Origin of the sequence: Pontivivens nitratireducens (assembly GCF_014235845.1) — a bacterium.
In the GTDB taxonomy this organism is placed as follows: domain Bacteria; phylum Pseudomonadota; class Alphaproteobacteria; order Rhodobacterales; family Rhodobacteraceae; genus Pontivivens; species Pontivivens nitratireducens.
Genome location: NZ_JACJUQ010000004.1, coordinates 186,698 through 199,471, shown reverse-complemented (window position 1 = coordinate 199,471; position 12,774 = coordinate 186,698). Strand labels below are relative to the sequence as shown.

Here is a 12,774-nt window from a genome sequence, read left to right as displayed (position 1 = left end):
ATCACGGGACCAGCCAGCGCCCGCGCCAGTTTTCGCCCGCAGTGAACAGGGCGCGGCGATGCAGGTCGCGGTCCCGATGCAGCAGCTCGACCTCCTGCAGGTGCAGCCGGATGAGGGCGAAATGCGGTTGCTCCTCGAACGTGATGTGCCGGGGATCGGCGATGGGCGTGCCGGGATGCGGCGTCACGCGATAGATCCGCTGACCATGATCGGGCAGGGCAGCAAATGCCTTGGCCGCGATCCGATCATCACTGTGCACTTGCGCAGCCGCCCAGAGGCGGATTTGCAGGGTGTTGTGCGCGTCCCAGACATGCAGGTTGGCTGTCGGATCGGCGCGAAGCTGTGCCACCTTGCCCGCGCGGGCATCACTGTGGATATCGAGCGTTTGCGCCGCCCGTGACACCGCGCGCAGCACCACCGTGCGCATCTGTCCGTCGCCGGTGGAGAGGGTAGGGCGGTTGGTGGCCAGCGTCCGATCCGTCACGCCGCGTTCCAGCAGATCCCACATCAGATCGAGCAGATCATTCATATCCCGTCATCTCCAGATATCCGATGCCGTCGTGACTGCCCTCGACATGGATCGGACCCTCCCAATAGGGAAACAGCGTGTCCATCCAGGCGTCGGGGTTCAGGGGGCGCGTCGTGATGTCCAGCCCCCGCTGCGCGATCTGCACCCGCCACGCGATGGGAACCTGCGGGCCGGAGGTTTGCGCCCGCTCCAGTTCGGTAAAGCTGAGCGTGTCGCCGTCCAGCGGGTGCGGCGTGCCGTCCGCGTCTATCCACGTGCCGGAATGGAACGGCGCGCCGCTGTTGTCGCGCAGGCGGAAGGCCATCAGTTTCTCACCACTCTCGAAGTGGATGGAGAACCAGTCCCAGCCGTCCTGAGTCTCGGCCAAGGGCTGTGAGGACCATTCCCGGTCGAGCCATGCCTGACCCGTGACGGGTGTGGGAACGCCGCCGATCTCGATCATCCCGGTCAGGTCGTAGAAGGGCTGCGAATAGTAGTACGAGGCCTGACCCGCCCCCGATTTGACACTGTATCCACCGTCGCCCTGTGCGACAAAGGGTGCCGAGGTCGCGAGGTCGAGCGTATAGGCGAACCCGTCGCCACGCGCCCGAACCGTCACCTCGGTCAGGTCTGGACCTGCTATTTGCCAGTCGTCGATCCAGGCGGCGAATGGTTGCGCGGTGACACCGGCCTGTCCGATTCCGCCCCGGGCGAATGTTTCGGCCACGAAATGGCGGTCTGCCGTGGTCAAGGCGGCATGACCCATCCAGATCTGCGGACTGGCCCAGCCTTCCCCTTCCCCGGGTGCGAGAGCGGAGCGGAACAGCGTCCATTGCGCACCATAGGTCGCCCCGTCCGGTCCGGTCATGTTGGCGGTCAGATACCACCACTCGATCCGGTAGTCGGGATGTGCCGCGTGATCGGTGGGAAAGGTCAGGGTGGCGCCCCGCTCAGGCGTTGCGAACCCCTCCTGCGTGGCCGTGCCCAGACCTGCGAAGCCCTGTGCGAAGGCCAGTGTCGGCAACAGCAACAGGAATACCAGAACTCTCATGATCTACCTCTCGCTCGCAAAGACGCCCAGCAACGTTCGGGGGGCGGTTCGGGCAAGGCGCAACACCGGCAGCCCGGCCGCCACCGTCGCAGTCAGCAACGCCAGCCCGATCAGGCGCAGCCAGTCCATGGGATAGAGGTTCATCGGCAACCGCCACCCGAACGCCATCACGTTGATGACATTGGTCAGAACCCAAGCCACACCCAGCCCGATCGGTATGGACAGGATCGCCGTCAGCAGTGCCAGGGCCAAAACCTTCACCAACTCCGCCCGTGCCAGCGCCGCCCGCGTCAGTCCCATCGCCCACAGTGGCGCCAGTGAGGGCAGCCGCATCAGTTGCAATGTCAGCATCGCCGTCAGAAGGGCCAGGGCCGCCACCGCCAGTGTCAGGATGTTCAGGGCCCCGGTGACGGTGAATGTCCGCTCGAATATGGCAAGGGACAGCGCCTTGATCGCGGCCTGATCGACAACCTGTTCGGATGACAGGCCGAAACGCGCGCGCGCCTCTTCAATTACTTGGGGGGCGTCCGCCGTCCGCAGGGCGAAGCGCAGGCGTTCGATATCGGGATAGCGGGTGGCGAGCAAGCCAACGTCCACCATGACCTGATCGACGGGATTGCCGTAATCCGAATAGATCGCGGTGATCGTCAGCGGCCAGTCCGTGCCATCGGGGGTGGGCAGGATCAACGCGTCACCGGGGCTCAGATCCCGCCGCGCGGCCATCTGTTCGTTGATCAATGCGCCCTCACCGCTGGCGACGGATTGCCACGCGCCCGGCAACGCCTCGATCAGCGGCCAATGCTCGGAATAGGTCGGGTGCTGTGCGACCCCGTAGATGGAGATCGGAACCGCGCCCAGCCGTGCCTCTGCTGACCAGATCGGCAGAACCGCATCCACCCGGTCCGTGGCCCATGCGTGAATGGCGCGGCCCTGTTCAGCGTCGCTGGCCGTGACATAGACCTCCGCGACGAGGCGCTGGTCCAGCCAGCCGGTGAATGTGTCGCGAAAGCTCATCACCATTGTGCCGACACCGATATTGGCGGACAGTGCCAGCAGCAGCGCCATCAGGGCCAGCGACAGACGCGACATCTGTTGTCGTGCATCCGCCCAGCCCCATTGGGACAGCGGCCCGCGCGCACGGGCGGCCCCGATGCGCAGGATTGTCGCCAGCACGACGGGCAACGCCAGTGCCGCTCCGATCAGCAAGGCTCCCATCAGGGCAAACCCCGCCGTCAGACTGGAGGCGGTGAAGCACAGCACCAGCGCCAGCGCAAAGCAGCCCAGTGCCGCGATTCCCTGCCAGAACTGCGCGCGGGCCTGCGCGCCGTGCCAGGCCTCCGGCATTGCTGCCGACAGAAGGGGCATGCGTGCCGTGCGCCACAGCGTATCCCCCGCCGCCAGCGCCGCGCCGCCCATCGCGATCAGCAATCCGGTCGCCCACCATGCCGGACGTAGCGACAAGCTGCCTGAGACTTGCGCCCCGTACAGACCTTCGAGCGTGGCGGCCACGTCGGGTAGCAGACTGGCCGCGATCAGATAACCCAGTGCCACGCCCGCGATTCCGGCCAGCAGGGCCAGCGCCGTCAGTTCCGCGACCATGACCAGCATCAGACGTCGCAGCGGCACACCCAGTGCCCGCAACGTGCGCAGCATCGGTTTGCGCTGCTCAAAGGCCAGCCCGATGGAGGAATAGACGATGAACAGACCCACGGCGAAGGCCAGAAACCCGAACGCCGTCAGGTTGAGGTGAAAGCTGTCGGTTAGCGCCGCGATGCCACCACCGTCCCCGCGCGGGGCAATCCGGTCAAAGACCACGCCGCTTGCCTCGGCTATGGGAGGCGCACCTTGCACGCCGGGCAGCAGGATCAGGCGGCTCAACTGACCCGGCATTGTCAGCAGCGTTTGCGCCAGGCCGATATCCATCACCAGCGTTCCGGGGGCGATACCTTCGACGACCCGCACGGGCGGCAGGTCGACATCGGGGGGCAGGGTCGTTGACGCCGATATCAGGATCAATCCGGTCGGTCCGAGGAAATCCGTCAGGTCTGCCCCCTGCAAATCCGGTCGGGCGGGCAGGCTGGCCGGTGCGGTCACAGGGTCGATGCCCAGAACGCGGTAACGCTCCCCCCCCAGGCGCAATGACCCCTCAACCACTGGTGAGACATCCCAGCCCGCCCGGCGCAGGGCGATATACGCCTCCTGATCGAAGGTTTCCGCACCGCGCGGTTGCAGGCTGTCGAACCGGTCGGTGCCCAATGTCGCCGCAGCCTGGGCATAGCTGGCGCGGGCCTCCGCGTTGATTGCCTGCACGCCCGACCACAGCGCGGTCGCCACCGTCAGACCCAGCAGCAGAGTGACGATCTGGAACGGGCGGCTGCGCCAATGCGACAGCAACGTGCGCAGGATCAGCCGGTTCATAGGGCCGACACCTGCCCCAGGCTCAGATGCACCCGGCGGTTCAGTCGTGCGGCCAGAGCGGCGGAATGCGTCACCATCAGCAGGGTCGCCTGCGTTTCAGCGACCAGATCCAGCAGCAGGTCCATCACTGCGCCGCCGGTCGCCTCGTCCAGATTTCCCGTCGGCTCATCCGCGAGGACCAGCGCGGGACGCGCGGCGATCGCGCGGCCCACCGCGACCCGCTGTTGCTGACCGCCCGAAAGCTGCTCCGGCCAGCGGTCCGTCAGGGGACCAAGCCCCAGCCGTTCCGTCAATCGCGCCTGCCACGCCGCATCGAAACGCCCGGCGAGGCGCGCCTGAAACGCCAGATTGTCACCGACGCTAAGACTGGGGATCAGGTTGAACTGCTGAAAGATCACCCCCACCCGATTGCGCCGCAGATCGGCGCGGGCGCGATCGTTCAATCCGGCCAGCTCCTGCCCGTCGAGGCGGATCGAGCCTGCGTCGAACGTGTCGAGGGCCGCGATCAAATGCAGCAGGGTGGACTTTCCCGACCCGGATTCGCCGGTCAACGCCACACACTCCCCCCGCGTGACGGCCAGATCGACACCGCGCAGGACCGGCAGCGGCTGCCCTGCCGTTTCGAACGATTTGTGCAGGTCGGTCACAGTCAACATGGGTGCGGTCTCCGCTTGCGGCTGTCGAGAGACTAGCGATTTGTCGTGTGAGCGCCATCGCCATGATCCTGACGGGGTGTCGCATGATGCGGCGCAAAGGCAGGAACCGGTGGGATGCTTCTAACGCAGGTGTGCAGCGGATGATCTCGCGTATTCAAAACCCGCAGCGGAAGGGCCCCCCTCCGCTGCGGATATGTGATCGGGTCCGGATCAGCTCGGCGCAGGCGGACGAATGCGGAAGAACAGCGCGTAAAGCACCGGCACGGCCACCAGCGTCAGGACCGACGCGAAGGCGAGACCGCCCATGATCGTCACCGCCATCGACGCGAAGAAGGCGTCCGGCAACAACGGGATCATCCCGAAGATCGTCGTACCCGCCGCCAGCACCACGGGGCGCAGACGACTGACCGATCCATCCACCACGGCCTTGTAATCCGGGCTACCTTCCTCGCGCTGCAAGTCGATTTCCTCGACCAGAACAATGGCGTTCTTCATCAGCATGCCCGAAAGCGACAGGAAGCCGAGCAGAGCGGTGAAGGTGAAGGGCAATCCCGTCAACAGCAGACCCAGAACCATGCCCGTCACGGACATCGGCACGACAAGCCACAGGATCAGCGGTTGGCGGATCTTGTTGAACATCAGGATCGAAATCGTCAGCATGACAAGGAAGCCCAGCGGAAGCTGCTTTCCTAGGCTCTCCTGCGCCATCTGGGCGCTTTCGAATTCGCCGCCCCACTCCATCGTATACCCCTCGGGAAGGGCCATGGCCTCAATATCGGCCCGAACACTTCGGAAGGCTTCATCCGCAGTCAGATCGCCGCGTGCACCGGCGAGGACCGTGATGGTCCGTTCCCGGTCACGGCGGTGAACGAGTGCCTCGGCAGTGCGTGTTTCGAAACCCTCCACCAGATTGGTGATCGGAACGTAGGATCCAGCCCCATCGGACCACACCGACAGATCGCGAAGTCGGTGGACCCCGTCACGCTCACTCTCAGGCAGGCGAAGATGGATCGGGATCACCTCGTCATCCTCGCGCAGCTGACCGACGCGCAAACCGGACGTGCCGTATTGAACGGTGTCCGCGATCGCGCCGCGGGTTGCACCGGCCAGGCGCATACGCGATTCATCGACGACGGGTTCAACCAGAATTTCTCGCTGCCGCCAATTGCTGCGCGGATTGGTGAGTGTGCCGGCATCCTCGAAAATCCGCATCGCATCATCGGCAAGCTGACGCAGAATGACGGAATCGGGACCGGAAAACCGCACCGCCACGTCCGCACCGGCAGGGGGCCCGAACACGATCTGTTCGACGCGGATCAGGGCGTGGGGAAATTCGGCGGGCAGATCCTGGTTCAGCCGGTTCGCGATTGCCGGAATCGCCTCGGCATCCGCCACCCGAACGATAAGCTGTCCGTAGCTGGAATCCGCCTGCTCCGGATTGTAGGTCAGCATGAAGCGGCTGGCACCGCGCCCCACGAGAGTTGTCACGCCCGTGACGTCTTCCTCCGCCAGAAGAATCTGCTCCAGCCGCTCCATCTCATCATCGGTGACATTGATGTCTGTCCCCTGGGGCATCTGGACCTCAACGTAGAAGATCGGCGTGTTGGAGGCGGGAAAGAACGCCTGCTTGACCTGCCCGAAGGCCATGACCGACCAGACGGTAATTCCCACGATCACCAGAACAACCAGCACGCGGGCGCGCAGGGCCATCCAGAGGAAACGGCGGTAAATGCCGTAGAACGCACCCTTGTACGGATCGTCAGAGACTTCCTTGGGCGCGCGAAGCAGCAGCTTTCCCAGATAGGGCGTGACCGTAACGGCGAGCGCCCAGCTCATCAGCAGGGAGATCCCGATGACTGCGAAGAGCGAGAACAGGAACTCACCCGTCGCATCAGGTGACAGGCCGATCCCGGAAAACGCCATGATCCCGATGACCGTCGCACCCAGCAGCGGGATCGACGTGGCGGTTTCCGTCTCGGCCGCGGCGTCCTCCGCCCGCTTTCCGCGCGCCATTCCGATGACCATACCTTCGGTTATGACGATGGCGTTATCGACGAGCATCCCCATAGCGATGATCAAGGCGCCAAGGCTGATCCGTTCCATGGCGATTCCGAATACGGACATGAAGAAGAGTGTAGAGAAAACGGTGAGTCCCAGGGTCGCGCCCACCACGAGGCCCGGTCGCCATCCCATGGTCAGCATCAGCGCGGCAATGACGATACCGACGGATTGGCCGAGACCGACGAGGAAGCTCGAAACGGCCTCGTCCACAACGACGTGTTGTTCGTAGATCGGAACGATCTCGACCCCCTCGGGCAGCGTAGCCTTGAGGCTTTCCAAACGGTCGGCGACCTCATTGCCGACCTCCACCACGTTTCGGTCCGTCAGCGCCGACACGCCCAAGGTGAAGGCCGCGTTTCCGTTTTGCCGAATGATCTGGCTGGGCTGATCAGCCTCATCACGGGTTACGTGGGCAATATCATAGACCGCTACCTGACCGACCTGTCCCGCAACGCCGAGGCGCAGTTCCTCGATGCCTTGCGGGCTGACATAGCCGGGTGGAACCGACAGGCTGATCCGGGCGGGGCCTTCTGTAATCGCACCGTTGTTCAGGACCTGATTTTCATCCGCCAGAAGGCCCAGGATCTGGTTTGGCGGCAGGCCAAGTTCCGTTAGCCGCGAAGAGGGTATCGAGATATTGATGACCTCTTCGGCCAGACCCTGAACCTCGATCTTCGCGACGCCATCGACGGTGATCAGGCCCAGGCGCAGGCGGGTCGCCAGATCGCGCTGTTCCGTCGGGCTCAACCCTTCAGTCGTGACCGCATAGAACATGCCATAAACGTCGCCGAAATCATCATTGATGATCGGCGGCTGCGCGCCTGTGGGAAGTTGCGCCTCGACGTCGCTGATGCGGCGTCGCATCTCGTCCCAGACCTGCGGAATTTCATCCGGGCCATAGGTCATCTCGATCTCGACGGTGATCTGCGCCATGCCGGGCATGGACTTCGATTCCACCCGGTCGAGCTGCTTCATCTGTTGCAGCGCGTTTTCCACGACGTCGGCAACTTCCTCTTCAACTTCCTCGGCTGTGGCGCCGGGATAGGGCACGAAGACAAGCGCCGTCTTGAGGGTGAAGCTGGGGTCTTCGAGACGACCCACCGTGGTCAGCCCCCAATAACCGCCAACGAGACAGAAGATGATGGCGAGCCAAACCGCCACAGGACGTTTGATGCTCGCGCGTGAGATGCTGAATGCCATGAATCTATCCGGTTCTGCTTGAATACGGGATCAGAAACCCGAAACCGCTACTGTCTGGTTGTCTCTGAGCCGCCACCAACCGCCGGAAACGACGACCTCGTCGCCCTCCAGGCCCTCAATGACAATAATCTCGTCATCGACCGGCAGCCCCAGCTGCACCGTCCTGCGCTGCACCTGATCGGTGGCTGGGTCATATATCCAAACGGACGGATCGGTTCGGCTGGTCGTGTCGATCGCCGAAACGGGAACGATGACGGATTCCATCTGATTGTTGCCCGCCGCGATCACGATGCGCACTTCGGCTGTCATGCCGGGCAAGAGGCGCGGATCGATATCGCCTGTGATTGCGAACTCCAGATCATAGGTTTGCGCCGTCGGATCGGCATCGGTCGAGAATGAGCGAAGTGCCAGCGTCGCGGTGTATCCCGGCACGGCGGGGAAACGGGCCACGATGTTGAAGGCATCGGGCGCGGAACGCGCGATGGCGGCAAGCTCCTCCGGCAACGAAATCATGATCCGCATCTCGCTGACATCCTGCAGGCGGGCGACAGGCGCGGCGGAGGTGACGTTGACGTATTCCTCGACGAAGGTACGCGCCACGATGGCATCAAAGGGCGAAACGATTTGCGTCTGGGACAAACGCCGCTGCGCCTCACGCAGCGCGACGTCCGACTGGGCGAACTGCGCGCGCGCCGTATCGAGCCGGGAATCGGCCGCGACCCCCCGCTCGGCCAGACTCTCCGCCCGCTGAAGCTCGGAGTTCGCGAGTTCAAACGAGGCCTGGGCTCGATCGACGGCAAGGTTGAAATCAGCCTGATCGAGCGACGCAATCACGCCGCCTTCGGGAATTCTATCGCCCGGCTCCACGTCGAGCGAGATGATCTGCCCCGGCACCTGAAACGCGATGTCCACCGTGCGCGCGGGTTCGACGCGGCCGGCAACGGTGCGGGATTGATTGATGATACGGCTGAGCACGCGGGTCACCTCGACCGTGACCGGGCGATCGGCCTGGGGTGCGCTGGTTGCCTCGACCGGTGCATCCTCGGCGTCTGCTGTTGTCTGAGCCCACAAATCCGTCAGCGACCAGGGAAGGAACGGCACAGCCAGGGTCGCCGCAGCCACGATCGCAATGACAGAAGCGATCCGTTTCCAGCTGCGGTTCGTTTTATTCGAGTTCATCAATCATAGTCCTTAATCTCGCGATGACGCGCTTTTTGACGTCCGCACCGCCATCCGGAAGGTCCAGAAGCCTTTGAAAACGCAGCCCCTGTATCGCCAGAACGACAATCATCGCAGCCTCGGCGTCTCGCGTGTCAGTCAGTATACGTTCAAGGTCGCCAGTCAGATCAGCCCGCAGTGGATCGAGCAGTCGCGGATCGGATGCGGCGGCGGCAAGTATCGCCATCGACAGGTCGTCGCAAGTGTCCTGCGATTGCAAAACCGTTTCGAGATGACCCCGTAAAGTTCGTACCGGATGCTGTTCCGGCAACCTCGTCATTATCTTCCGATGCTCGGACAGCATCTGATCCATCAGCCCGCAAAGCAGAGCCTGCTTCGTGGGAAAGTTGTAGAGCACTCCACCCTTGCTGAGACGCGCCTCCCTTGCGACCGCCTGGATCGTTATTTTTCCAACCCCTTCACGGGTGGCGATCGCGCGGGCCGCTTCGAGTATTCTGGCAGATGCGTTGCCGGATACCCCAGTCTGACCGGATGCTTTTACGTCCCCCGATACCTTTGCCTGCATAATCCGCTTCACAACTGTACCGTCCGGTCGGTTTAAATCCCGGCAAGAGGTAGTGCGGGCCATCTGTAGGGTCAAGTAGCCGAATCGCGCCGTTCTGCGCAGTAATTTCGAGGCGTCTGCAAGGCTGTCCGAACTGGTCTCGGTGTGGCTTTTTCAGGCTTTCAACGCAGAAAAGCCCGCGCTGATTGGCAACTCAGGTGGTTCCTGAAACCTCGCCGGCAAACACACCCTCATCCCTCCATCGTTCCGCGATATCGCCCAAGGCGTCCAGAATGCTCCGCAATTCACGTCCGCGAGAGGTCAGGCCATAGGTCACCGCCGGGGGGATCGTCTCCTCCTGAACGCGCCAGACGACCCCTGCACCCTGAAGCATTCGCAGACGTTCGGTCAGCATCCGGGTGGATATTCCCGGCACGGCGCGTTTCAGCGCCCCGAACCTTTGCGGGCCCTGATCGCTCAGAACCCAGATGATATAGGTGGTCCATGGCCCCATCAGCAGGCGCAGTAGCGAATCCATCGGGCATTGCGGCGGTGTCTTGGCCATGGGGTGCTTCCTTGAGGTGGTTACTTTTAAGTACCTGATTTATTTTAGGCTGCAATCGACTATTCCGTATCAAGCGAACGCTGGAGATCTCCGTCAAGCCGCGAAGGACAGACAGATATGAGCCCGATGCCAACTCTTTTCATTCCTCATGGGGGCGGTCCGTGCTTTTTCATGGAATGGAATCCGCCCGATACGTGGGATAGACACCGCGCGTTTCTGAAGGCCCTTCCCGCCAGTCTGCCGGTGAAGCCAAAGGCGCTGCTGGTGATTTCGGGCCACTGGGAGGAGCGGGAGTTTACCGTGCAGTCCAACCCGGCACCGCCGCTGCTGTTCGACTATGCCGGTTTTCCACCCAGCACCTATGAAATCTCCTGGCCCGCGCCCGGCGATCCGGCGTTGGCCGACCGTGTAAGCAGGCTTTTACAGGACGCAGGCTTTGACGCTGGCACCGATGCCAGGCGTGGATTCGACCACGGTGTCTTCGTGCCGCTGAAGGTGGCCTTCCCGAATGCCGGTATTCCCACCGTACAGCTCAGCCTGCGTGGTGATCTGGACCCGGAGGCACATCTGAAGGCGGGTCAGGCGCTCGCCCCCCTGCGCGACGAAGGCGTCCTGATCATCGGATCGGGCAACACCTATCACAATATGGCAGTGATGATGCGTTCGATGCATGGCGGGACGGCGGGTGCCATCGCCGGTCTGGATTTCGACCGCTGGCTGAGTGAAGCGGTCACGCATCCCGATCCCGCCCAACGCAACGCAATGCTGGCGAACTGGGCGCAGGCCCCCGGCGCGCGTGAGGCGAACCCGCGTGAGGAACACCTGATCCCGCTGCATGTCGTGGCCGGCGCCGCAGGGGCGGATCGGGGGGTCAAGACATTGGAAGATCATGTAATGGGCGCAGTTGAAAGCGCCTTCAGATTCGGGTGATATCATGAGTTTCGAATTGCCATTCCGCACAGGCCCGCGCCCGCAAACCACGGGCTGCGCACCGCACGAACAGGTCTCGCAGAACGCACCGGCAGAGGTTCACGCGTTGTTCAAACGCCGCGCATTCGAGCTGCCCTTCGTCGAGCGCCGGGCCTCCGGAATCTCGGTGCCCGGAGCGGAGGCTTTGGTCCTTTCGCACGTTCATGCGTGCGGCCCGCGTGAGGCCTTCCTGATCGGCCGCGAATTCGCCCATGTGCACCCGGCCTATGACGGCTCGTCGCACATGATGCTTCCCTTGCCGGTCGTCGATGAACTGACCGCAAAGGGCTGGGGCGAACTGCACCCCATGGCAAGGTCGGGACACATCCCGGCGACAGCGGTAATGGCCTTCGCCCCGCGTGATGCGGAGGAGGTGGAGGTGATGCTGCGGCTGCTGAACGCCAGCTGGGACTTCGCGCGTGGCAAGCTGGCCAACCCGGCCCCCGTTCATATCCACGACTGAGGGCGCGTCCCTCCACCTGTTTCCGAGAGCGCGGCTCACAACCAGGGGATAGTGCTTCGTGCGAACTGTTCAAAAAACGTTGGTTTTTGGAAGACCCTCAGGAACGGTGTGCTCTGAGGGCTTCTGGCACCGATATGAATAGTAAGAGAGTTGCGGCAATCATAAAAAGCCAGATCCCGACAATCTGAAACAAGAGTGCACCGCAGAAGCCGCCAAAGGCAAAACAGGCGAGGGTCAAACTATGCAGCCGGAGCTTTGGCGCGGCCTCGTGACGGGATTTTTCGCCCCCGACCATTGACGCCAGCTCGATACCAATGTCGGTCGCCATTCCCGACACATGGGTTGTGCGGACCCGTGCCCGTGAAATCATCGTCGTCACAGCGTTTTGAAGGCCCATGACAAAGCTAAGGACAATAACTAGAAACGTCTCGTGTTTTGTGACCGATGACATGGCAAGGGCGGTGCCGACGAGCAGAAGAATGATGCCCTCGGCGGCAATTGCCAAAGCGTAGACTGAGCGGAGTTGGCGACGTTCACCTGCTTGAATTGCAAGGGCAACCATGCCTGCACCGCAGATAAAGGCCAAGACCAGCCCTAGGAAAGAAAACGCGATGAGGGGCGCGCCATTCGCGATGATGTCAGCAAACGCCGAGATGTTCCCCGTCATGTTTGCCGTGAACGAACCGGCGATAAGAAATCCGACAGCGTTCAGCGCACCAGCGATTGAGGAAAGTAGGCCTGCCAGAACCAGATCAATATTTGAGGTGCGGGCATCGCCAACTCTGATGAGCATTATAATTCCAAATGGTCAGGTCACTCAGAATGGTATTACCCCCATATCCATGCAACAGGCATTCAAAATCGTTCAACAAACCCTCGTTTTTGGGCCATACGTAAACCGCCTCATTAGAGGCGACGAGAAGCCTCCTTCGAAACCCAAGGCCTTGTTGCAGGTTTTTGACCGTCTCGTGACAGCCGACATTCGCTGCGGTCTGCATGAACTGTAGCCATGCCGGATTTTCCCCGTTGGGTCATTTGATGACGTAACGGTCAAAGCCATCTTGATACTTCACATGAAAAATGGCGCGCCGAGGAGGATTCGAACCCCCGACCCCCAGATTCGTAGTCTGGTGCTCTATCCAGCTGAGCTATCGGCGCGT

General features: G+C 62.5%; 11 protein-coding genes and 1 tRNA gene. 2 read left to right on the top strand and 10 right to left on the bottom strand.

What is annotated here, in order from left to right; genetic code table 11:
- Position 1: 1 nt before the first annotated feature.
- From H1S03_RS06820 to H1S03_RS06785, 8 genes are all read right to left on the bottom strand, one after another.
- On the bottom strand, positions 2-529 hold the full coding sequence (locus tag H1S03_RS06820; RefSeq protein ID WP_185803750.1) for a pyridoxamine 5'-phosphate oxidase family protein: 528 nt from the start codon (positions 527-529) through the stop codon (positions 2-4).
- Positions 522-1,559, bottom strand: a complete 1,038-nt coding sequence (locus H1S03_RS06815; protein ID WP_185803749.1) for a lipocalin-like domain-containing protein — start codon at positions 1,557-1,559, stop codon at positions 522-524. The genes H1S03_RS06820 and H1S03_RS06815 overlap by 8 nt, the downstream gene beginning before the upstream one ends.
- A gap of 3 nt (positions 1,560-1,562) precedes the next feature.
- Positions 1,563-3,977, bottom strand: a complete 2,415-nt coding sequence (locus H1S03_RS06810; protein WP_185803748.1) for an FtsX-like permease family protein — start codon at positions 3,975-3,977, stop codon at positions 1,563-1,565.
- Positions 3,974-4,633 carry an ABC transporter ATP-binding protein gene (locus H1S03_RS06805; protein WP_185803747.1) on the bottom strand — a complete coding sequence of 220 codons (660 nt, stop codon included), beginning with the start codon at positions 4,631-4,633 and terminating at the stop codon, positions 3,974-3,976. Before H1S03_RS06805 ends, H1S03_RS06810 begins: the two co-directional genes overlap by 4 nt.
- A 210-nt stretch (positions 4,634-4,843) precedes the next feature.
- A complete protein-coding gene (locus H1S03_RS06800) occupies positions 4,844-7,894 on the bottom strand; it encodes an efflux RND transporter permease subunit (RefSeq protein WP_185803746.1) in 3,051 nt (1,016 codons plus the stop codon).
- Positions 7,895-7,924: 30 nt separating this feature from the next.
- Entirely contained in the window at positions 7,925-9,073 is a 1,149-nt protein-coding gene (locus H1S03_RS06795) for an efflux RND transporter periplasmic adaptor subunit (RefSeq protein WP_166189536.1), read from the bottom strand.
- Positions 9,060-9,701, bottom strand: coding sequence for a TetR/AcrR family transcriptional regulator (locus H1S03_RS06790; protein WP_249777832.1), 642 nt, complete (start codon positions 9,699-9,701; stop codon positions 9,060-9,062). Before H1S03_RS06790 ends, H1S03_RS06795 begins: the two co-directional genes overlap by 14 nt.
- 130 nt (positions 9,702-9,831) lie before the next feature.
- Positions 9,832-10,182: a winged helix-turn-helix transcriptional regulator gene (locus H1S03_RS06785; protein WP_249777831.1), complete on the bottom strand. Its 351-nt coding sequence runs from the start codon at positions 10,180-10,182 to the stop codon at positions 9,832-9,834.
- Between the two features lie 117 nt (positions 10,183-10,299).
- Between H1S03_RS06785 and H1S03_RS06780 the strand changes: the two genes are divergently transcribed.
- Both H1S03_RS06780 and H1S03_RS06775 read left to right on the top strand, forming a co-directional pair.
- On the top strand, positions 10,300-11,112 hold the full coding sequence (locus tag H1S03_RS06780; protein ID WP_185803745.1) for a DODA-type extradiol aromatic ring-opening family dioxygenase: 813 nt from the start codon (positions 10,300-10,302) through the stop codon (positions 11,110-11,112).
- Positions 11,113-11,116: 4 nt separating this feature from the next.
- Positions 11,117-11,614 carry a luciferase domain-containing protein gene (locus tag H1S03_RS06775; protein ID WP_185803744.1) on the top strand — a complete coding sequence of 166 codons (498 nt, stop codon included), beginning with the start codon at positions 11,117-11,119 and terminating at the stop codon, positions 11,612-11,614.
- A gap of 97 nt (positions 11,615-11,711) precedes the next feature.
- Here the strand turns inward: H1S03_RS06775 and H1S03_RS06770 are convergent, their stop codons facing one another.
- Complete coding sequence (locus tag H1S03_RS06770; protein WP_185803743.1) at positions 11,712-12,407, bottom strand: YoaK family protein; 696 nt, start codon at positions 12,405-12,407, stop codon at positions 11,712-11,714.
- A 288-nt stretch (positions 12,408-12,695) separates the two neighbouring features.
- Positions 12,696-12,772: transfer RNA gene (locus H1S03_RS06765), tRNA-Arg, on the bottom strand.
- Positions 12,773-12,774 lie beyond the last annotated feature (2 nt).